Annotated in this window: 16 protein-coding genes; 8 read left to right on the top strand and 8 right to left on the bottom strand. The window is 45.4% G+C overall.

The genetic code is table 11. The features are described from left to right. Nucleotides 1-19 precede the first annotated feature (19 nt). Together Q3W13_RS00685 and Q3W13_RS00680 are read right to left on the bottom strand one after the other, a co-directional pair. Nucleotides 20-3085 (bottom strand): TAT-variant-translocated molybdopterin oxidoreductase, encoded by a 3066-nt coding sequence (locus Q3W13_RS00685; RefSeq protein ID WP_302860522.1) that lies wholly within the window; start codon nucleotides 3083-3085, stop codon nucleotides 20-22. A gap of 41 nt (nucleotides 3086-3126) precedes the next feature. Further along, the gene (locus Q3W13_RS00680) at nucleotides 3127-4398 is read right to left on the bottom strand and encodes a c-type cytochrome (RefSeq protein WP_302860521.1); all 1272 of its coding nucleotides are present in this window, start codon (nucleotides 4396-4398) and stop codon (nucleotides 3127-3129) included. 655 nt (nucleotides 4399-5053) lie between these two features. On the opposite strand from Q3W13_RS00680, the gene Q3W13_RS00675 reads away from it, so the two are divergent. The 3 genes from Q3W13_RS00675 (at nucleotide 5054) to Q3W13_RS00665 (ending at nucleotide 8390) form a co-directional block, all read left to right on the top strand. Further along, nucleotides 5054-5230 carry a DUF3606 domain-containing protein gene (locus Q3W13_RS00675; protein WP_302860519.1) on the top strand — a complete coding sequence of 59 codons (177 nt, stop codon included), beginning with the start codon at nucleotides 5054-5056 and terminating at the stop codon, nucleotides 5228-5230. A gap of 12 nt (nucleotides 5231-5242) precedes the next feature. Beyond that, nucleotides 5243-7984: a DNA ligase D gene (ligD, locus tag Q3W13_RS00670; protein WP_302860517.1), complete on the top strand. Its 2742-nt coding sequence runs from the start codon at nucleotides 5243-5245 to the stop codon at nucleotides 7982-7984. 220 nt (nucleotides 7985-8204) lie between these two features. After that, nucleotides 8205-8390 (top strand): hypothetical protein, encoded by a 186-nt coding sequence (locus Q3W13_RS00665; protein WP_302860516.1) that lies wholly within the window; start codon nucleotides 8205-8207, stop codon nucleotides 8388-8390. 161 nt (nucleotides 8391-8551) lie between these two features. Here Q3W13_RS00665 and gldB read toward each other — a convergent pair whose 3' ends face one another. Beyond that, nucleotides 8552-9595: a gliding motility lipoprotein GldB gene (gldB, locus tag Q3W13_RS00660; RefSeq protein ID WP_302860515.1), complete on the bottom strand. Its 1044-nt coding sequence runs from the start codon at nucleotides 9593-9595 to the stop codon at nucleotides 8552-8554. A 97-nt stretch (nucleotides 9596-9692) separates the two neighbouring features. On the opposite strand from gldB, the gene Q3W13_RS00655 reads away from it, so the two are divergent. Together Q3W13_RS00655 and Q3W13_RS00650 are read left to right on the top strand one after the other, a co-directional pair. Next, complete coding sequence (locus Q3W13_RS00655; protein ID WP_302860514.1) at nucleotides 9693-11342, top strand: NAD+ synthase; 1650 nt, start codon at nucleotides 9693-9695, stop codon at nucleotides 11340-11342. A 230-nt stretch (nucleotides 11343-11572) separates the two neighbouring features. Then, nucleotides 11573-13954, top strand: a complete 2382-nt coding sequence (locus tag Q3W13_RS00650) for an ABC transporter permease (protein WP_302860513.1) — start codon at nucleotides 11573-11575, stop codon at nucleotides 13952-13954. Between the two features lie 143 nt (nucleotides 13955-14097). Here Q3W13_RS00650 and Q3W13_RS00645 read toward each other — a convergent pair whose 3' ends face one another. The 5 genes from Q3W13_RS00645 to Q3W13_RS00625 all read right to left on the bottom strand — a co-directional run bounded on the left by Q3W13_RS00645 (nucleotide 14098) and on the right by Q3W13_RS00625 (nucleotide 18881). Then, nucleotides 14098-15060 (bottom strand): Gfo/Idh/MocA family protein, encoded by a 963-nt coding sequence (locus Q3W13_RS00645; RefSeq protein WP_302860512.1) that lies wholly within the window; start codon nucleotides 15058-15060, stop codon nucleotides 14098-14100. A 76-nt stretch (nucleotides 15061-15136) separates the two neighbouring features. Beyond that, complete coding sequence (locus Q3W13_RS00640) at nucleotides 15137-16207, bottom strand: hypothetical protein (RefSeq protein ID WP_302860511.1); 1071 nt, start codon at nucleotides 16205-16207, stop codon at nucleotides 15137-15139. A 169-nt stretch (nucleotides 16208-16376) separates the two neighbouring features. Then, nucleotides 16377-17264, bottom strand: a complete 888-nt coding sequence (locus tag Q3W13_RS00635) for a class I SAM-dependent methyltransferase (protein WP_302860510.1) — start codon at nucleotides 17262-17264, stop codon at nucleotides 16377-16379. A gap of 136 nt (nucleotides 17265-17400) precedes the next feature. Continuing rightward, complete coding sequence (locus tag Q3W13_RS00630; RefSeq protein ID WP_302860509.1) at nucleotides 17401-18153, bottom strand: ABC transporter ATP-binding protein; 753 nt, start codon at nucleotides 18151-18153, stop codon at nucleotides 17401-17403. Beyond that, nucleotides 18150-18881: an ABC transporter permease gene (locus tag Q3W13_RS00625; protein ID WP_302860508.1), complete on the bottom strand. Its 732-nt coding sequence runs from the start codon at nucleotides 18879-18881 to the stop codon at nucleotides 18150-18152. The genes Q3W13_RS00630 and Q3W13_RS00625 overlap by 4 nt, the downstream gene beginning before the upstream one ends. A gap of 191 nt (nucleotides 18882-19072) precedes the next feature. Between Q3W13_RS00625 and Q3W13_RS00620 the strand changes: the two genes are divergently transcribed. From Q3W13_RS00620 to Q3W13_RS00610, 3 genes are all read left to right on the top strand, one after another. Continuing rightward, nucleotides 19073-19579 (top strand): GtrA family protein, encoded by a 507-nt coding sequence (locus tag Q3W13_RS00620; protein WP_302860506.1) that lies wholly within the window; start codon nucleotides 19073-19075, stop codon nucleotides 19577-19579. 260 nt (nucleotides 19580-19839) lie between these two features. Continuing rightward, complete coding sequence (locus tag Q3W13_RS00615) at nucleotides 19840-20544, top strand: SDR family oxidoreductase (protein ID WP_302860504.1); 705 nt, start codon at nucleotides 19840-19842, stop codon at nucleotides 20542-20544. A 24-nt stretch (nucleotides 20545-20568) separates the two neighbouring features. Beyond that, on the top strand, nucleotides 20569-21210 hold the full coding sequence (locus Q3W13_RS00610) for a PspC domain-containing protein (protein WP_302860503.1): 642 nt from the start codon (nucleotides 20569-20571) through the stop codon (nucleotides 21208-21210). Nucleotides 21211-21241: the final 31 nt, after the last annotated feature.

Raw genomic sequence — 21241 nt, 5'->3', positions numbered from 1 at the left:
TTTCTCTCTCTTGTATAATTTAAGCCTCAGTTTCTGATATATTTCTAATTTTTGTCTGGTAACCAACACCCGGCTTCACGTTAAGCTCTTCCAGAACGTAATATGTTCTTTCGCTTCTAAGTGCTTTTGAAACTTCTGATTCCGGATCGTTTTGGTTACCAAAAATGATGGCATTAGCCGAGCATGTTTGCTGACAGGCCATTTTGATCTCACCGTCCCTCAGCGGGCGTTTTTCAATTTTAGCTTTCAGCTTACCTGCCTGTATACGCTGTATACACATTGAGCATTTCTCCATCACACCGCGGAAGCGTGTTACCACATCAGGGTTAAGCACTAACTGAGTATGCTCATTGTTCAGGTAGTTGTCAAAACGAGAGTCATTCCAGTAATTAAACCAGTTAAAGCGGCGAACTTTGTATGGACAGTTGTTTGCACAGTAACGTGTACCAACGCAACGGTTATAAGCCATGTGGTTCAGGCCTTCGCTCGAGTGTACGGTAGCCAGTACCGGGCAAACAGTCTCGCAAGGCGCATGCTCGCAATGCTGGCAAAGCATCGGCTGGTAAACAACCTTTACATTGTCCAGGTCATCTTCTTTCAAGCGGGAAATATCGTGCTCGCGGGTAACGCCGCCATCACCTTTATCGTCAAAGCTGTAGTAACGGTCGATACGTATCCAGTGCATCTCGCGGCGGCGGCGAACCTCGTCTTTACCTACAATCGGCACGTTGTTTTCAGCGCTGCAAGCTACAACGCAGGCGCCGCAACCGGTACAGGCGTTCAGGTCGATAGCCATTACCCAATCGTATTTAGGCTTATCTTCGCGCCAGTTTTGCCAGAATAGATCCGGCTTATATTCTTTGTGGCCTTCACCGTTACCGGTTCCGGCAGCAGGATTCTTTTTGTATTCTACGAAAGTTGCCTCTTTAATGATGCTGTTACGGCCTTCGATAGAGTGGTGTGTTTGCGTTTGAGCCAGCGGCGAGTTATCACCAGTAGCAGCAATAGAAACTACAGCGTTTGTCTGGATAGTTTTGTTAAGCAGGCTGGTGAAAGGGAAAGCGTTTTTACCAACGTTTGTACCTACCGGGCCGCTAACAGTACGCCCGTAACCAACGGCTACAGATATAGTGCCCCTTGCCTGGCCTGGCTGTACCAGCACAGGCAGGCTTATTGAATAGCCATTGCCGTTATCAATCTTAATTACATCACCATCCTGCAGGCCTTTTGCTTTCATATCTGCAGCAGACATAGCCGCAAAGTTGTCCCAGGTAACTTTCGATACCGGGTCGGGCAACTCCTGTAACCATGGGTTGTTGGCGCGTTTACCGTCGCGCATTGCAGGGCTTTGGTAAAGCGACAATTCCATTTTATCATTTCCAGCCGCCAATTTAGCGCTGTGCTCTGATATAGTCTGGGCAACCGCTCCAAGGCTTAATGAGAACGAATATGAACCGGCAGCCTTAGGTGCTTCTTTTACGAAAGCCGTCTGCAGCAATTGCTCCCATCCTTTCTGGCCTGATAAACCGCCTTTTGCAAGCAGGTTGGTATCCCAGTTATTGCGTACGTAAGTGTAATAATCTTTTGCAGGGTTATCGCTCCACTTCATCAGTGTCTGCTCAGCCTGGCGGGTATCATAAACCGGGTTGATAGCCGGCTGCATGATGGTGTAGTACCCTGATATTGCATTATCATCACCCCATGATTCAAGGTAATGATGGTTTGGAGCAACAACATTACAAACTGCGGCTGTTTCATCCGGGCCCGATGCAAACGATACTTTCAGGCGAACTTTCTTCAAGCCTGAAACTACAGCTTTGCTGTTATAGTAATCGTAAACAGGGTTAGCATTCAGGAAAAACACGGCGTCAACAGCGCCTGCATTCATGTCACCAACCAAAGCGTCGAAGTCAGCATCATTACCTGCGTATTGTAATGACGGGTTATCTAAATCGATTGTGGTACCGTAGCTGCCCAACAGGGAGTTGATAGCATTTACCAGTATTTGCGTAGCCACATCATTTGCGCCTGCAACAACCAATGCCTTGCCTTTTGCAGCAACCAGTTCCTTAGCAGCAATGGCTATTGCATTTTGTGCAGCAGGGCTGTTTAGTTTCGGTCCGGCCAGTGTGGTACCAGACACAGCATTGTATAAAGCTATCAGCGCAGCGCCTTCTTCAGATGGTTTGATCGGGATCCTTACGTCGGCGTTTGAACCGGTAAGGCTTAACCCAGCTTCAAACTGGATGTGACGAGACATTTTCTTCTCTTCCAGAGATTTGCTGTTCCTGTTCGAAACGTACTGGCGGGTGAATTCCTCAGGAGAAATCCATGTGCCCAGGAAATCAGCAGCAAAACTCACAATAACATCCGCCTTATCAAAATTATAATGAGGCAATACTGCCTTGCCAAAGCTATTCTGATTGGCCTGGATGATGCCGGTGTAAGATACGGCGTCGTAATTAATGTGTTTGGTAGCCGGGAATTGCTTGATAAAATCGGCAATAACCCCTAAAGTTGACGGACTTGTTACTGTTGATGAAACAATAGCGATCTTTTTGCCGCCTGCTTTAATGGCTAAAAGCTCACGTACAACAAAATCATCTATCTGGGCCCAGCCTGTTTGTGAACCATCTTTCAATGGCGACTGGAATCGGTTTACATCATATAAGTCAAGCACTGATGCCTGTGCCTGTGCACTTGCGCCGCCTTTTGCTATAATATCATTTGGATGGCCCTCAATTTTGATTGGGCGGCCCTCACGGGTTTTCACTAAGATAGCCTGTCCATCGTATGTAGATACATAGTAGTTAGGCACGCCTGGAGTAACTTCTTCCGGCTTTATTAAATAGGGCATCGACTTATGCACCGGCACCGGCTGGCAAGCAGCAAGCGTAACAGCACCAACACCAAAGCCAAGGGCTTTTAAAAAGTCGCGGCGGGGGGTGCGGCCTGTCAAACCGCCACCGGTTAAAACTTCTTCGATAGGAATAGGCTCCGCAAATTCGTTCTTGTTTAATTCAACAAATTCCGGGGTTTTGTTCAGCTCTTCTAAACCTTTCCAGTATTTTTTATTGCTATCCATTTAAGCTATATAAACTGTAATGCTATACGTTTTACTAAATATTAATAATGGCATTTACCGCACTCAATACCACCCATTAATGCGGCGGTTGGCGTTTTACCGTCTTTAAGCAGCTTGTGCACCTGCTCTAAGTTTGTATAGTAGGCGTTGTCTTTGTAATCAACGGCAGTACGCTTATGGCACTGAATACACCATTTCATAGTAAGAGGTGAGTATTGATAAACCTCTTTCATAGTCTGCACAGGGCCGTGGCAGGTCTGGCATTTAATCTTGCCAACCTTAACGTGCTGAGAGTGGTTGAAGTAGGCCAGGTCCGGCAGGTTGTGGATACGGATCCATTGCATCGGGCGCGACTTGGTGCTATCGTATTTCTGTGTTTTAGGATCGTAGCCCAAAGCATCATAAATCTTATGTATTTCCGGCGACTCTGTTTTAACAGTTTTGTGGCAGTTCATACAAACATTTAATGAAGGGATCGACGCATTCTTTGATTTATAAGCGCCTGAGTGGCAGTACTGGCAATCGATCTGCATGGCGCCGGCATGTAAATCATGCGGGAATTTAATAGGCTGCACAGGTTGGTAGCCCTGGTGAACGTTGGTAGTCCACATTCCGATGAATCCCCATACACCTACAAATAAAGTGCCGCATATCAGCACAAAGAATACAAACTTCTTATTCCGGGCCAGCTTTTTCAGCCAGGCTAACTTATCAACCTGCTCAACGGCTTCGCCTTCTGCAGTTTCAACAAGCAGGGCGCCCTGATTTTTAACCAGCATGCGCTCAAGGGTTGCAATTACCCTGTTTAACACCAGTATGATGATAAACGCGATAACAATAACGCCTAAAAGAGAGAAGATTAAGATTTTGCTCGGGCCTTTTTCTTCAGCAGGAGCCCCGGTGGCAGTACCCGGTGCAGGAGCAGCAGATTTTGCCTTCCAGTCAGCTCTGATGTAAGCTAATATATTGGCAACATCCCCATCGCTTAAATCAGCAAAAATGGTCATGTTTTTCTGCTGATATTGATTGAAAATAGCAACAGCCTTAGGATTTTTTGCGGCGATCAGGGCCTGGTTGTTCTGAATCCACTTCGTCAGGTATTTGTCGTCGGTCTCTTCAGTTACCAGCTTACCCAAAGCCGGACCAACTACTTCTGATTCAACTTTGTGACACGCAGTACACTTAGACTTAAACAGGGCCTCGCCCTTTGCGGCATCGCCCTGCGCGTGTGCCTGCGTACCTAAAAAGGCGAAACAGGCAACCAGTAAAACCGACCGTGAGAATTGTTTAAAAATCAATGAGAAACTCCTCATAAAGCGTATTTATACTAAATAATTTTATTGTTAAAGATTGATATTCACAGAGAAATGTATGTATAACCCGATTTTTTCAAGCACAAAAGTAAAATTTATTACAGTATCAGTGACAAATAAATGACACCAATATCTAATTTATATCAATTCTAAATAAGTAATAATTATGCGTAAAATCGCCGGAAAAGGCTAAATATGGTGGGTAAAGGCGGCCTTTTATTAAGAACTTATTAATCAAAAACTTACACCGGGGTACGGAAATACATGGTGTTTTTAATAAGCAATACTATTAACCGCACAACATTTCGAAAAACCAGTCGTTGCCGACGACGCGACTAATGCCTATACAAAACTTCTTAATGGTAAAGTTGTTAAACAGCCTTTCTAAATAGTAACCATGTAAGCCTATTAACGCCTACCCGCTACCTCTGGGTTTTTGTGCTGCTGACTTTTGCAGGTGTATATATAAGGTATCGATTTAAGAAACATGTAGCTGTGGCAAAAGGATAATAGCCTAAATATTCTCAAAAGATTTACATGGCAGCCCGGCAGCATCGAATATTCTGTGTTGCCGGGCTTGTCTATCCTGATTTTCCTTCTAAGAAAACCATTTTCAACCGGCGGTTGTTAAATAGTTGAATCAATTTATATAACCATGGACAACAAATCAAAAACCGGAAGCCCTGACAGGGACAGGATAAACGTAAACGAGGATTACGAGCTGCAATACTGGTCGAAAAAGTTTAACGTAACCGGCGACGAACTAAAAGCAGCGGTTAAAGCGGCAGGCACATCGGCGAAAGCGGTTGGGGATTATTTGAAAAAGAAGTAAATTAATACCGCCATGAGCAGCCTGGAGAAATATAAAGAGAAGCGCGACTTCACCAAAACTGCTGAGCCAAAGGCCGGCAAAAGCAAGGACAAGGACAAGCTGACTTTTGTAGTGCAAAAGCACGATGCCTCGCATTTGCATTACGACTTCAGGCTGGAAATGGACGGCGTACTGAAGAGCTGGGCGGTTCCGAAAGGTCCATCAACCGATCCGAAGACGAAACGCCTTGCCATGATGGTGGAAGATCATCCCTATGATTACCGAAAGTTTGAAGGAATCATTCCGGAAGGAGAGTACGGGGGCGGAACAGTGATTGTGTGGGATGAAGGCACCTATGAGCCCATTGAGGAAGTAAAAGGCAAAAAGGAACAGGAAAAGATATTGCTAAGGCAACTAAAATCAGGCGACCTTAAAATAAGGCTGCACGGCGAAAAACTGCACGGCGAATACGCCATGGTAAAAACCCACGGCATGGGAGATAATGCATGGCTGCTGATTAAACATAAAGACGACTACGCTTCCGCAAAAGATATCACCCAACTTGACAAATCAGTAATCTCAGGCAAAACCATAGCCGATATGGAAAAAACCGGTGATAAGGTATGGCAGAACGGTCACGCGGAAGATATAAAAGAAGAAAAGGCAAAAACGAAAAAAAAAAGCCCGGCGGCGGCTGAGGAAGTGGTGGGTAGCGACCCCGATGTTCCGGTGGAGGATACGGGTGGGGCCGATGTTACGGCGCTTATTAAGTTAGCACCGAAAAGCCCGATGCCCAGGAACATCAAACCCATGAAGGCGACCCTGGTAGATGAACCTTTCGACGATCCTGAGTGGCTGTACGAAGTGAAATGGGACGGTTACCGGGCACTGGCCTTTATTAATAAAGGCGATATTGAGCTTGTATCACGCAACAATCTGTCTTTCAGCAAATATTACCCAATAATAGGGTTACTGGAGAACTGGAAAGTAAATGCTGTTATTGACGGCGAAATACTGGTATTGAATGATAAGGGCATTTCCGATTTCGGGGCGTTGCAAAACTGGCGCAGCGAGGCTGACGGTCATTTGGTGTATTACGTTTTCGATATCCTTTGGTACGAAGGTAAAAACCTGACAGGACTGCCCCTGCGAGACAGGGTCTCGATCTTAAAAGAGGTGTTGCCGACTGATAATGACAGTCTTCGCCAGAGTAAGGTATTCGAAGCAAACGGCATCGAATTTTTTAAGGCAGCTGAAAAGATTGGTCTTGAAGGTATTATCGCTAAAAAAGCCACCAGCGCCTACACTTCTGACCTCCGCTCACGCGAGTGGCTGAAAATTAAGGTTCACAGGCGGCAGGAGGTTGTTATTGCCGGCTTCACTAAAAACGAAGGGACAAGCAAGCCTTTCAGTGCGCTCGCAATGGGCGTATATGATAACGGCGTACTGCGTTACGTAGGTAAAGTAGGTACGGGCTTTAATGACAAGATGCAAAAAGAGATGATGGCCCGGTTCAAGCCGCTTATTACCGATAAAAGCCCTTTTGACGTGGAGCCGGATGTAGATAAACCATCCCGTTTCCGGCCGAAAAGATTAGGCGCTAAACCGACCTGGCTTAAGCCCGAATTGGTAGGCGAAGTCGCCTTTGCAGAGATAACCGGTGATGGTGTTTTCCGGCAGGCATCGTTTAAAGGTATGCGAAATGACAAAAAAGCAAAGGAGGTAATTTTGGAAACGCCGAAAGATACTACCGAAACCGTTGAGGAAGCAGATGAGCATTCTTCGCCACCAGCAAAAAAAACGCACAACAGCGCTATCAAGCCGCCAAAAGACAAATCGCGCAAAACCCTGCTAAACCCAACCGATGAAACGCAGGTACGTAAAATATGCGGCCATGATTTGAAGTTTACTCACCTGAGCAAAGTTTATTGGCCGGAAGACGGCGTAACCAAGCGCGATATGTTCAACTACTATTACCAGGTGGCTGAATATATTCTCCCGTATTTAAAGGACAGGCCGATGTCGCTCAACCGGTTCCCGAATGGCATACACGGGCCAAGCTTTTACCAGAAAGATGTAAAAGGCAAAGCGCCAGACTGGATAACCAAAACCTTCCCTTACACAACAAGCGAAGGCGAAGAAAAAGAATACCTGGTAGGCAGCGATGAGGCCGTACTGCTCTGGATGGCATCGTTAGGTTGCATCGAAATGAACCCGTGGTTCAGCCGCATACAATCTCCGGATAACCCGGACTATTGCGTTATTGACCTTGACCCTGATAAAAACACCTTCGACCAGGTTATTGAGGCAGCGCAGGCCGTGAGAACCGTGCTGGATACCCTGGATGTGCCTTCGTATTGTAAAACATCCGGATCAACAGGTATGCATATATATATACCGTTAGGCGCAAAGTACGATTACGACCAATCGCAGATGTTTGCACGGATCATTGTAAACATAGTTCATAAACAAATACCCGGCTATACAAGCCTGGAACGTATGGTAGCCAACCGCAAAGGCAAAATGTACCTTGACTTTCTGCAAAACCGGCCGGGAGCGACTATTGCCGGCCCTTACTCGTTGCGGCCAAAGCCAGGGGCTACTGTATCAATGCCGCTATCGTGGGATGAAGTAAAGCCCGGGTTAACGATGAAGGATTTTACTATTTTTAATTCCATCGACCGCCTTAAAGAAACCGGCGATTTGTTTAAAGGTGTGCTGGGTAAAGGTATCGATCTGGAAAAGGTGATCAAAAAGGCCAGGGAAGCCTTTTAAGTGAAAGCCGAAGGTAAAAGGTAAAAGGCGAAAGGTTAAGGATGTACGGAACTTATTCAATGCGCTTATCGGAATAGTCTTATACCTCCTCCGTTATAAGCCGCCGACATAAACCCGGCATTGCAAAATATATTTAGCCGGTTTAAATAAATAACAAATTGAGTTCGCTTTTTTTTAGCCAAAGCGATTATATTTGCGGCAAATATTAAACATAAATCGAATGAACTCTACAGAAAACGCTAACGCAGAAGGTCACTATAAATTAATGGTAGTTGCAATTGCAATAGGCCTGCTTGGCGTATACCTGCGTTTTGCTGAATTCCCCTGGAACAATGCAGTTTCTAATATTATCCTGATCATCGGCGTATTGATCGCGCTGAAGTCAGTGTTTGCGATATTAAAGTAAGTTTCAAAAAGCAATAAACATTGTCATTGCGAGGAGGTACGACGAAGCAACCTCGTCGCAATGCACGTTTGTGGTACACAGTGGCAATGTTGCCCTTCTTCGCTCGCAAATTTGGAAATCATCCTGACTGCCAGCTGCCAACTCAATACCGCCAACTTATTCTACTTTCCTCTGTACTTCGATTCGTTTAATATTTTTTGGGCATCAGGGTCGGCCATTAGCTCAGCAAGGGTAACTTTGGGGTGTTTTTCCATATACTGCCGTACAATTTGCCACCCTGTCCATATTCCAAGCTTTGGCGCCGACTCATTTTTTTCGCCCAAGCCGGGTGTAAAAGGCGCTTCGCTCACATATTTTTGAATCTTCTGGTAATCGCTTTCGTACAGCAGGTTTTCATCCAAAATAAACGCCCATATCTTATCCTTATATTGCTCGCACCATTGCAGCTGCGCACCTGTATACCTTATTTTGGTAGTATCGCCAACATCGGGCAGCACCTGGTCCATAAAGTACATGATCTTGCCGTTATAGATCATTTTTGACAATAAGCTTTTATTGCTATCCGGCTCCGGAAACATATCCTCGCGGGCAATACCCTCAACAACTCTCGGTGTTATGTTTTCCTTATTAAAAAAACGCGACAAATAATGCGGATAGGCATTAGTAAGTGCAGGGTAAAACCGCGAGTTAGCGCCTAAAAACAAATCCAGGCCTATGCCTGCATAGCCGTTTCCGATAACCGTTTGCGCCTCAAAGCCGGAATAATAGCTGTAAACTTTTGGCAGCTGCTTTTTGGGGAAATAATATTTAATGCGGCGAAAGGCATCAGTTAATTCATCATTTTGTTTATCGAGCCCATCCTTGAAAACTGAATCCACATCGTGTTTTAAGTCGTTATAGGCCTGGTTGGCAAACACCTGCCGTAATAATTTAAAATAACCCGTATCACGCAGGTTGATATTCCGGTCCTGCAGCATCAAACCTATAAAGTCGTTGTAAAAGATGCCGTATTTATGCTGAAGGTAAGCTACTTGTGTCGCCATCGGCTTAATCCGCAACTCGTCGAACTCCTGGTCGAAGCGTTCTATTTTAACGTCGACGTGGATATTGCTCACATCGGCTTTTTTATTGCTTTTACACGCACTAATGACAGCGATAAGTAAAAAAAATAAATAAAGATGCTTTTTGGAGTTTAAAACGGTCATTGTTTGTGCTTTGGGCAAAAATAATTTTTATTTGCATTTAATATGCAAACAGCGGCAATTAACCGTTTGTTATCTATCTCACCAGCACTCAATTTAAATGAAAATAGCGTTAGCACAGCTTAATTATCACGTCGGCAACTTTGAATCAAACACGGCTAAAATCATCGACAACATTAAAAAAGCCCGTAACGAAGGCGCTGACCTTGTAGTATTTGCCGAGTTATGCGTTTGTGGCTATCCATCGCGCGATTTTTTAGAGTTTAAAGAATTTATCGACCTCTGCGAATCTGCAGCGCAAATAATAGCAAAAGAGTGCCTGGGCATAGCCTGCATAATCGGCCTGCCTACGCCAAACCACCGGCCCGAAGGAAAAGATTTAAATAATTCGGCTTATTTTATCGAGGACGGAAAGGTAAAGGCTATAGTTAACAAAGCGCTGCTGCCCAACTATGACATTTTTGATGAATACCGTTATTTTGAACCGGCTACCGAGTTTAGATGCATCGAGTTTAAAGGACATCGTATTGCGCTTACCATTTGCGAAGACTTGTGGAATACCATAGAAAACCCGCTGTATGTTACCCGGCCGATGGATATATTGATACAGCAGCAGCCGGATGTGATGATCAATATAGCGGCATCGCCATTCGCTTATAACCACGACGAGGAACGTATAGCAATATTAAGCGATAATGCAAAACGTTATCAATTGCCGCTGCTGTATGTAAATCATGTCGGCGCACAAACCGAGCTGATATTCGACGGCGGTTCGCTGGTTTTTGAAGGCACAGGCAGGCTGATTGATGAAATGCCGTATTTTGAAGAAAGCCTGGCCTATTATACGCTGGGCGACAAGAGCGACATCAGCTTTGAACACCCAACCACCATGAAGCCACAGCGCGACAGCGACATCGAGCAGATACACCAGGGGCTGGTGTTAGGTATTCGTGATTACTTTCATAAATCCGGCTTTAAACAGGCAACGTTGGGCTTGTCCGGCGGTATTGATTCCGCCGTGGTATGCGCCCTCGCAGCCGAAGCGCTGGGACCTAAGAATGTAATGGCGGTATTGCTTCCTTCCCATTTTTCGAGCGACCACTCCATTAAAGACGCACAGGATTTGGTTGACAACCTGGGCTGCATGAGCCAGGTTGTGCCGATAGCTAACATTACTGATGCATTTGAGGCGACTTTAAAACCACAGTTTGAAGGCTTGCCGTTTAATATTGCAGAAGAAAATATACAATCGCGAAGCCGTGCAGTGCTGCTAATGGCCATGTGTAATAAGTTTGGCTATATCCTGCTCAACACCTCCAACAAAAGCGAGGCAGCTGTGGGCTATGGAACGCTTTATGGCGATATGTGCGGCGGAATTTCTGTTATCGGCGACGTGTATAAAACGCAGGTATTCGAGCTGGCTAAGCACATCAATAAAGACCGGGAGATCATACCACTCAACTCTATCACTAAACCACCTTCAGCAGAACTGCGTCCGGGCCAGAAAGACACCGACTCGCTGCCTGAATATGATATTTTAGATAAAATATTGCAGGTTTACATCGAAGAGCGCCGTTCATCGGCCGAAATTATCAAAATGGGCTATGATGAAGCAACCGTGCGCCGGGTAATTAAACTGGTAAACACGGCAGAACACAAACGCTACCAAACCCCGCCGATACTAAGGGTGTCGCCAAAAGCTTTCGGTATGGGCAGAAGGATGCCGATAGTTGGGAAGTATTTGGTGTAGGGCGGTTGATAGTTCATAGCAAAACCGTTTATTTACGAATTGCTGCCACGAGTTTAGCGATAGCGTGGCTCGTGTTATAACATGGCTGTAGCGTTCCAGACTGCGGGCTACGTCCTTAGGACTAAACCCGCGGCAGCGATTTTTGATAAGTGGCACTAAAAAGCCTTTTGCCTTTCAGCTTTTACCTTTCCCCTTTATTTTCCCTATCTTACCGTCTCAACCACATCGCCATGTTAAAAAACTACTTCAAAACCTCGTTCAAGTATTTTTTAAATAATAAGGCCTTTTCGGTAATCAATATCATCGGTTTAAGCACCGGTATTTGTGTGTGCTTTTTTGCTTTGCTGTATGTGCAGTTTGAAATGAGCAGGGATAGCTATAATACACAGGCTGATAACATTTACCGGCTGGTTACTGATGTGCATACGCCTGCCGGCATTAATTATGAGAGTACGCCCGGGCCAATGGCGGCCGCTATACAATCTGCCTTTCCCGAGGTAAAGATTGCCACGAGGGTATTTATGGATGATATGATCCTGCAGAGCACGCCCGGCAATGCAGCCAAAGAGGAAGTAGCTTATGTGGATTCGACTGTTTTTAAGGTTTTTAGCTGGAAGTTGCTGCGCGGAGATGCCAGTCACTTATTTGATGCACCACGTAACGTTGTGCTGACAGAAACCGCTGCAAAACATTACTTTGGCAATGCCGATCCGCTGGGTAAAACCATGATGATCAATGGCAAAACGCAAGCGGCGGTAACGGGTATTATGCAGGATATTCCTTACAATTCGCATTTGCGCGTGAACATGCTCTTCTCCATGAGCACCCTGACCGATCCGCAATCAAGCTGGAACAAAAACTGGAAACGCTTTGGCTTTTATACCTACCTGCTGCTAAAGCCTAATACCGACCCGGCAAAGCTTAGCGCCAAGTTTCCGGCTTTTGTGAAAGCAAACATCGATGTGCCGGTGAAATATGTGTTATCGATAGAGCCACTAAAAAAAGTTTACCTGTATGGCAAACCGCGCGGGCACCGCACCGGGGCTTCGGAGAGCGGCAGCATCAATAATATTTATGTATTTTCTATCGTAGCAGTGTTTGTACTTTTTATTGCCTGCTTCAATTTCATTAATCTTACTACGGCCTTTTCGCTCAAACGGGCAAGGGAGGTCGGCGTACGGAAAGTGCTTGGCGCGTCCAAAAAACAATTGATCGCACAATTTTTTATCGATGCCCTGCTGCTTTGTCTGCTGTCATTTGTGATAGCGCTGGTATTAGCTGTCGTGCTGCTGCCGGTGTTTAACAGGTTAACAAATACAGTTATCGCCGGCAGTATTTTTAACAACTTAAAATACATTGGCTGGATGCTGGGCATTGCGATAACCGTAGGCTTTATTTCGGGCATTTACCCGGCCCTGTTTCTGTCAGGCTTTAAACCCATCAGCAGTCTTAAAGGACAATTTGCTTCCGGCGCCGGCGGTACGTCGCTGCGCAAAACGCTGGTGGTAGCGCAGTTCGCTATCTCTACCGTGTTGATTATCTCTACTATTGTGGTTTACAAGCAGCTCGACTTTATGCAGAACCAGCAGCTGGGTTTTAATAAAGCACACAGGCTGGTGATAGACTACCAATTTGACGAGCGCATACAGGAGCATCGCGGCCTCGTGAAACAAATGCTCGGCGGCATACCGGGCGTTAACAGCATCTCTTATTCATCCGGTGTGCCCGGCACCGCCAACAATAAGTTCCAGACGGCCATTATGGATACAAACAACGAATACCAGGACTTTTTAAGCGACGTGTATTATTTAGACACCGATTTCCTTAAGCAGTATGGCATCAGCGTTATCGCGGGTCGCGGCTTTAACAAACCATTGGCCTCAGACTCCAACGCAATGCTGATCAACGAAGCCATGCTCGCTAAACTGAATTATAAAACGCCGGCCGAAGCTATCGGAAAATCATTCAAGCAGTTAAACGACCAGGGAACTATTGTGGGCGTGGTGAAAGATTTTCATTATCATTCATCGCAGGAAGTGGTCGCGCCGTTAGCCATCAGGGCACGGACTTCATTCTTTACAGACCTAACGCTCGATATCACTTCGGCCCACATGCAGCAAACCGTTGCTGAAATTGAAAAACGGTGGGAGCAACTGGCGCCAGGTTTGCCGCTGATTTACTTTTTTGCGGACGAGGCTTATAACAAACAGTTTATCGCCCAGCAGCAGTTCGGCAACCTGTTCGTCTGCTTTTCAGTTTTGGCGATATTAATATCCTGTCTTGGCTTGCTGGGCTTGTCAGCCTTCAGCATGGCGCAGCGCAGAAAGGAAATTGGCGTACGCAAAGTTTTGGGCGCATCTACCGCAGGGATAGCGGCATTGCTTTCAAAAGATTTCGTGAAGCTGGTATTTATTTCATTACTTATTGCCTCTCCCGTCGCCTGGATAGCTATGCACAGCTGGCTGCAGGGATTTGCCTATCGAATACAGGTATCGTGGTGGATGTTTGTTGTATCGGGGGCATCGGCGTTACTTATTGCTTTGGCAACGGTGAGCTTTCAATCGGTGAAGGCGGCGCTGGCTAACCCGGTGAAAAGTCTTCGCTCAGAGTGAGGCTGAAAATTGTCATTGCGAGGAACGAAGCAATCTCCCCGCACAGCTACAATGCATAAAATCGATGAGGTTGCTTCGCTCGTTCCTCGCTCGCAATAACAGAATTTTAATTTTGAAATCGAACTTCCTGAATCCGGATAAATTTACTCTCCTGTAAATCTCAATCCAATCCCCGCTCTTGCCGCATCGAGCATACTGATCATTTGCCTCGACATTTCATAAGTAATTATATCGCTTTCTTTTTTGCCTGACTTTATTAACCCACAGAAATGCGCTATCTCATAATTCAATCCGCCCGCCTCAAAAGGTTCATCGATTTCAACAATACGCCCATCCAGGTAATCGATAGTGGCGCGCTGTGGGTTCCACCAATTTTTGTGGATGGTAACATGGCCGGCAGTTCCGCAGATTAACGCATCGCCCTTGCCATGTAAATCAAAGCCGGTATATAATTGCGCGTATCCGTTTTCGTGCCTCGTTTGAAACATGGTGAACATATCAACACCGGTTTCCCCGAAGCGGCCCATGGTTTGCACCTCCGCTACCTTACCCAAAAAATCTACCGCCAAAAAGGCCTCATACGGCCCAATGCCCATAATGGCGCCGCCAGCCAGCTCATAGCTGTAATTAGGATGTCCTGGCGGACAGTCAGCCACAGCAGAGCCCGCGCGAACATATCCAACCGGGCCTATCGGGTCAGTTTTAAGATACTCTTTCAGCTTAACATATAAAGGAAAAAATGGCGGCTTCATCGCCTCCATAAACAGCAATCCGGTTGCCTGTGCAGCATCAATTATCCTGTTTAATGAAGAAAGGTTTAGTGCAGCAGGTTTTTCGCACAGTACATGCTTGCCGGCAGTAAAGGCGAGGTGGCAGTAGTGCTCATGACTATCAGGAAGGGTAGCGATGTAAACTACATCGATGTCGCTTGATAATAGCTCTTCAATTGTTTGACAGGGGCTGCCCCCATGTATCGCTGCAAATTCAATCACAGATTCCGCACGGCGCGACCATAATGCAACGAGCTCGCAGCCGGAGACGGCTTTAAGTCCCTGCATAAAGCGGTGCGCAATACGACCGCAGCCAATGATGCCGAATCTGAGCATTAGTCCTGAGTCTTAAGTCAACAGCCCTGAGCCGTTAGATGACTTTAGACTATCGACTCAGGACTCTGGACTGATTTTATTGATACTGGATATAAATCGGATTGGGTTTTTTCTTCAACACTTCCTCGGGTGTTAGCATGTGATGGGGCGCTTTCTTCAAGTCGTTTTTGTAGAAAAGCTTAAACCCTGTGAATTGAACCGGCTCACCTTTGATAAAGTAGCGCCAGGTACCTTCCTTTAGATCAGGTTCACCCCAACCGTCCATGTTCATTACCAGCTGCACTTCCGGATGTAATTTGATATGCTGATAGTTGGTCACCATCTTCTTGGTAAAGCGGTGAACGATCAAAATTTTCGGAGGCAGATGATATTTTTTAACCAGGCTGGTCAAATAGCCCGATACATAGTTGATGTCATCAGCATCATAAGTACCAATCTTTCTTCCTGGCTTGCTGCCATCTTTCATAGAGAACTCAGGGTCCATCCCGAAGTGTACCTGTGGCATTGCAAGATATTTCTCTAACAAAGGCAATTCAGCACGAATGTTGCTCAATGCCACCTGCACATCTAAAAACACGATAGCATGCGCTTTCTTAGCCAGGCTCAATACCGTGTCAATTTGCTTGAAAGGCATGCGGTAACGGTATTTACCGTCTTTACCAGGATCACCCTGTGCAACAACTGCAATGTAGTGTAAAGCAGGTTGCACCGGCGTTTTAGGATCGGCCTTTTGCCAGTTTTTAACCTCGCCCTTTAATTTAGCAAGCATGTCATTCGGAGGAAGCTCACCTAAAATTCCCATTTTCTTCGAGTAAAGGTTACCATAAAAAGCAACTACCCTTTTAAACGGAAGTATAGCCCCCGGAAGCGGGTATGGTGTGTTTTTTACAGGCCATTTGCCGGTAGTATCACCATTTGCCAAACGTTTCATTAATGAATCATACAATTTTTTGTCGATTGGCGGGTAGCTTACGGTTGCGGGAATGGTATCTTCCGCGGCAGCCGCTGCAGCAGTTTTTTTTGCAGTATCCTTTGCAGATGCTCCTGTTGTTTTATCAGATTTTGATGCAGGCTGATTGCATTCAGAAAACAACAGCACAACACTAAACAGAATTGCAGCAGGCAGAAGAATGTGTTTAAATTTCATGTTTTAACAGGATTTTTATTTTAGCAGGGGATTTTGCAAAGTAACGCCTTTTTTGCCGCGAATATGGAGATTTTTATTAACATTTCAACGGTGAAAAATGACTGGTGAATGGTGAGTTGTGAATGGTTTAATGCCGGTCTTCAAGTACTGACCATTCCCGGTCCGCTGCTCACTTTTGTCCTTTAAAAAACTTACCGAATACCCCAAGGGGCAATTTTGAGCCGGCGGTTGCCTGTAAATAAAGCTCGCCCGTTTCCAGGTTTTGCACTTGCGGGAAAGCGCTCTTTACAAGATTCTCGATAATCACGGACGAAAAGCCCAGAGAATAGGTGTTCAGGATCAGGAAATGTTCATCGGGGTCGAGCAACTGGATAACATCCCTCATCATCTCATTGATATTATCTTCCAGCTTCCATTTTTCGCCATTGGGACCATGGCCATAAGCGGGCGGATCTAATATAATGCCGTGGTATTTCTTGCCGCGTTTTAATTCCCGCTTAACAAACTTAAGCGCGTCCTCAACTACCCAGCGCATGTTGTTAAGGCCAGACAGTTCCTGGTTTTCATTAGCCCAGGTAACCACTTGTTTAATTGAGTCAACGTGCGTGGTATCTGCGCCGGCCGCACGTGCAATCAGCGAAGCTCCGCCGGTATAAGCGAAGAGGTTGAGTACCCTCGGCTGGGGCGTTTTAAACTTTTTTATGCTTTGGCTGATATAGTCCCAGTTCACTGCCTGCTCGGGGAAGATGCCGACATGTTTAAATGAAGTTAGCCCAAGCCTGAATTTTATGGCTGTTTCCTGATTTTTGTATTCAATGTACCAGCGGTCGGGGATATTTTGATTTTTCTTTACCCAGTCGCCGGATGTTGCCGACCGGCCCTTAAACCTGATATGGTGCAGGCGCTGCCATTCTGCCTCGCTTAATCCCTTGCTCCATACTGCTTGTGGCTCCGGGCGTATCAATATAAAGTTACCAAAACGCTCCAGCTTCTCAAAATCACCGCAGTCAATCAGTTCGTAGTCTTTCCAATAGGTTGGGGTGAGAAGTTCTATCATTTTTAGTGGCAGTTTTAACTGAGCGGTTGGCAGTAATCAATTCAATAATGGTCAATCTCCCAAAAGCTTATTTCCGCAAATATACGAATGTATAAGAGAATGCCCCGACTGCAAACTGCCAGCTCTTAACTGCCAACTACAATTTCCCTTTCGCTGCCTGCATGAATTTGCTGGCGAACACGAATTCATTCAGTTCCTTATTATCAGTTTTAGCGATTTCCTTATTCGATCCCTCCCACCATTTCCGTCCATTGTGAAGGAATACAATATGGTCGCCTATGCCCATAACCGAATTCATATCGTGTGTTACAACAACCGTAGTAATATCATACTCTTCGGTAAGCTCGCTGATCAGTTCGTCTATAAGGATCGATGTTTTAGGGTCGAGGCCCGAGTTGGGCTCATCCACGAACAGGTATTTAGGCTGCATGGAAATCGCCCTGGCAATGCCCACACGCTTTTTCATGCCGCCGGACAGTTCAGAAGGATAAAGCTTGTTCTTCCCTTTCAGGTTAACCCTTTCAAGGCAGAAATTTGCACGGTCAAGCTTCTCGGCTTTTGATTGCGTGGTAAAAAGGTTGAGCGGAAACATTACGTTCTCTTCAACTGTCATTGAATCAAACAGCGCCGAGTTTTGAAATAGCATGCCAATTTGGGTACGTATAGGCACGCGCTGCTCAAAATTCATCTCGGTGAAGTTCTCGTCATTAAAAAAAACCTCGCCCTTAGTAGGCTCATGCAAACCCACTATACATTTTAGCAATGTAGTTTTACCGGAACCTGAGCCGCCGATAATTAAGTTATTTTTACCGGCTGCAAACTTTGCGCTGATACCTTTCAGTACTTCGTTTTCCCCGAAAGTCTTGTTGATTTCCTTAACCTCAATCATAGCATCAAACGTGTTATAACAAGGTCGGCAAATAATATCATTACACAGCTGTAAACTACGCCCTTCGTGGCCGATTGGCCCACCTCAAGTGCGCCGCCCGAAGTGTAAAAGCCCTGGTAAGCGCAAATAGAAGCAATTAAGAATCCGAAAACTATCGCTTTAACCATGGCCACCCTTACTGTCAAACCGTTAAAACCGCCCTGTACGCCAGCTATATAATCAGATGGGCTTATATCCCCCGAAAGGCCGCAGGCGATCCAGCCGCCGGTTATACCGAGAGCGATAGAAGTAATAACTAGCAAGGGCACCATGCTCATACCGGCAATAATTTTCGGTGCAATGAGGTAACCAGGTGCATTAACCCCCATAATTTCAAGGGCATCTATCTGTTCTGTAACGCGCATTGTTCCAATTTGCGATGCAATACTTGACCCTACGCGGCCGGCAAGTACCAGCGAAGATATGGTTGGGCTGAATTCAAGAATTGTTGAGTCGCGGGCGATACTGCCAGCGATACTGTTTGGCACCAGGGGACTTGAAAGCTGGAAAGCAACCTGTATGGTAGTTGCAGCCCCGATAAATATCGATATGATACTGATAATACCGAGAGAGCCAATGCCCACCGATACCATTTCGCGCATCACTTCGGCCCAATAAACCGAGAATTTTTCCGGCTTTCTAAAACTTAAACGAAGTAAGAGTATATATTTTCCGAAGCTGTAAATCATTTGGTAAATAAAATCCGGTTAAAAATACAGTTTTAAGCGATAATTGTGTTAAGTACTGTGTTGTTAATTAATATTATACGCCTTAGGGCGCATAAACCGCTCAATTGTATAATTGTTATTACAACTAAATTACAAACAGTTAGTTTTTGTTATTATTACATTTGTGCCGCTTTTAAAAACGCGTCTTTTAAATGAGAACCATCCATAATACGTTGCGCCACGCCATCTTAACGGTTATTGATTATTTTTACGCCCCCTTTAAAAGGTTTCTTCCATTGCAAACCTTCCGCTATGCGGCTGCGGGAGGGGCGAACACTGTGTTTGATATTACTTTATTTTCTTTCGCGTATAACTTTGTTTTTAAAAAGCATAACCTCGACCTTGGCATCACCACTTTAAGCCCCCATATAGCCTCGCTGGCATTTGCATTCTGTTTCAGTTTGCCTTCAGGGTTTTATCTAAACCGGTATGTGGTGTTCCAGGATGCAGGCCTTAAGAGGCGTACGCAGGCATCCCGGTATCTGCTGGTGGTATTTATCTGCATCATCTTTAATTATTTATTGATGAAGCTATTCGTTGATTACTGGGGATGGTACCCTACTCCATCAAAGGTTCTGACTACCGCGCTGGTAATTATTTTCAGCTATAGCAGTCAAACGTATTATTTCTTTAAGACAAAAGAACCGAAGAAGAGCTAAGATTAGACCAGGATTTACCGGATTGTAAGGTTACAGAAGCACTCCTGCATAAGGCGCGGTAGTTTTGCCGGTACACGCCCTTTATTCTCTAATTTTTCACCGCCCTTTTTGCCCCGTTTACCGAAAATCTGCCATGCTTTGCCAAATGCCTGTAAGCGACAGCTTATTAATGAAGTAGATTTGGTATATCAATTAAAACATTAAGATTTTTAATATTATTGTTTGACAGTATATATAGCAAACACTAAAAATAAAAAATCATGAAAAACGCACTCATTACAGCATCAACAAAAGGCATGGGCCGGGCAACAGCAATAGCTTTAGCAAAAGAGGGGATCAGCCTCGCCCTCTGCTCACGCAACGGCAACGATCTTGATGCTTTTAAAAATGAGTTGTTAAGCATCAACCCCGGTATAAAAGTATTTACCTCCGTTAGCGACGTAAGCGATAAACAGCAATTAATCGCCTTTGCAAAAGGAGCCGAAAATGCGCTTGGCCCAATCAGCATAATCGTTAACAATGCCGGCATGTACGAGCACCAAAGCATTTTTGACGATAACGATGGCACATTACAAAAACAAATTAATACCAACCTGGCCCCGGCTTACGAATTGTACCGCTACTTCGGTAAAAAAATGAAAGACGCACGTGAGGGCCATATTTTTACCATCTGCTCCGTGGCCTCGTTAAACCCTATTGCTGAGGCCGGTACCTATAGCGTAACAAAATATGCGCTGTTAGGTCTTAACAAAGTAATGCGTACCGAAATGCAGCCTTACGGCGTAAAGGTAACCGCTATTATTCCGGGTTCCACCTTAACCGATTCATGGAAGGGAATGGAAGTTGATAAAGACAAAATGGTGCTGCCAGAAGATATTTCATCGGCTATCGTAAACATTTATAAAATGAGCGCGGGCGCCAATGTGGACGAAATAATCATAAAACCGGCTTACGGCCAAATATAAAATCAACTCAAAAACAATAATACAATGAACAAAAAACTATATCGCAACGAATATCACAAAGTGTTAGGTGGTGTTTGTTCGGGCCTGGCAGAGTACTTCGATATGGACGTAACCATCGTGCGCCTGCTGTTTGCCTTTACGTTCTTCGTGATGGGTGTAGGCCTCGGCACTTATATTATCCTATGGATAGTACTGCCCCGCAAAGGGTATCCTTATAACTATAACAACCAAACGGTTGATTATACCGTGCCTCCGCAACAGCCGGACAACCGCTATGCCACTCCTCCGCCACCTGCGGGTAACCCATTTGCCGGAAACACATACGGCGATAACCCTTTTGCAGGCACACCGGGCAGTAACCCGTTCGAGGGCAATTCTGTAAACACTATTCCGCCTAAACAAAAATCCCATGCGGGTGTAATCGTGGGTTTTGTGCTGATCATGATCGGCGCCGCAATTTTAGTAGATGAGTACGATCTGATCCCCGATTTTGATTTTGAAACATACTGGCCGCTTATCCTGGTGGTTATTGGCGGGGCGCTTATAGTGTCGGGCCAAATTACTAAGCAACCATGGGAGAAAAAAGACTGGCAGGCCGATAATAAAACGGAAACTACAGCAACAGAAGAACCATCATCAACCACAGACAGCGAACCAACAGTATAAACATAAACCGGCCCCGTAACCCGGGCCAACT

The sequence above is a fragment of the Mucilaginibacter sp. L3T2-6 genome (assembly GCF_030519355.1).
GTDB lineage: Bacteria > Bacteroidota > Bacteroidia > Sphingobacteriales > Sphingobacteriaceae > Mucilaginibacter.
The sequence above is the reverse complement of the archived record's forward strand: the minus strand, read 5'-3'. Positions and strand labels throughout refer to the sequence as shown.

What these genes read in the sequence shown, in the direction of transcription:
- Q3W13_RS00685 (WP_302860522.1), bottom strand. Translation starts at nt 3,085, where the DNA reads ATGGATAGCAATAAAAAATACTGGAAAGGTTTAGAAGAGCTGAACAAA.
- Q3W13_RS00680 (WP_302860521.1), bottom strand. Translation starts at nt 4,398, where the DNA reads ATGAGGAGTTTCTCATTGATTTTTAAACAATTCTCACGGTCGGTTTTA.
- Q3W13_RS00675 (WP_302860519.1), top strand. Translation starts at nt 5,054, where the DNA reads ATGGACAACAAATCAAAAACCGGAAGCCCTGACAGGGACAGGATAAAC.
- ligD (WP_302860517.1), top strand. Translation starts at nt 5,243, where the DNA reads ATGAGCAGCCTGGAGAAATATAAAGAGAAGCGCGACTTCACCAAAACT.
- Q3W13_RS00665 (WP_302860516.1), top strand. Translation starts at nt 8,205, where the DNA reads ATGAACTCTACAGAAAACGCTAACGCAGAAGGTCACTATAAATTAATG.
- gldB (WP_302860515.1), bottom strand. Translation starts at nt 9,595, where the DNA reads ATGACCGTTTTAAACTCCAAAAAGCATCTTTATTTATTTTTTTTACTT.
- Q3W13_RS00655 (WP_302860514.1), top strand. Translation starts at nt 9,693, where the DNA reads ATGAAAATAGCGTTAGCACAGCTTAATTATCACGTCGGCAACTTTGAA.
- Q3W13_RS00650 (WP_302860513.1), top strand. Translation starts at nt 11,573, where the DNA reads ATGTTAAAAAACTACTTCAAAACCTCGTTCAAGTATTTTTTAAATAAT.
- Q3W13_RS00645 (WP_302860512.1), bottom strand. Translation starts at nt 15,060, where the DNA reads ATGCTCAGATTCGGCATCATTGGCTGCGGTCGTATTGCGCACCGCTTT.
- Q3W13_RS00640 (WP_302860511.1), bottom strand. Translation starts at nt 16,207, where the DNA reads ATGAAATTTAAACACATTCTTCTGCCTGCTGCAATTCTGTTTAGTGTT.
- Q3W13_RS00635 (WP_302860510.1), bottom strand. Translation starts at nt 17,264, where the DNA reads ATGATAGAACTTCTCACCCCAACCTATTGGAAAGACTACGAACTGATT.
- Q3W13_RS00630 (WP_302860509.1), bottom strand. Translation starts at nt 18,153, where the DNA reads ATGATTGAGGTTAAGGAAATCAACAAGACTTTCGGGGAAAACGAAGTA.
- Q3W13_RS00625 (WP_302860508.1), bottom strand. Translation starts at nt 18,881, where the DNA reads ATGATTTACAGCTTCGGAAAATATATACTCTTACTTCGTTTAAGTTTT.
- Q3W13_RS00620 (WP_302860506.1), top strand. Translation starts at nt 19,073, where the DNA reads ATGAGAACCATCCATAATACGTTGCGCCACGCCATCTTAACGGTTATT.
- Q3W13_RS00615 (WP_302860504.1), top strand. Translation starts at nt 19,840, where the DNA reads ATGAAAAACGCACTCATTACAGCATCAACAAAAGGCATGGGCCGGGCA.
- Q3W13_RS00610 (WP_302860503.1), top strand. Translation starts at nt 20,569, where the DNA reads ATGAACAAAAAACTATATCGCAACGAATATCACAAAGTGTTAGGTGGT.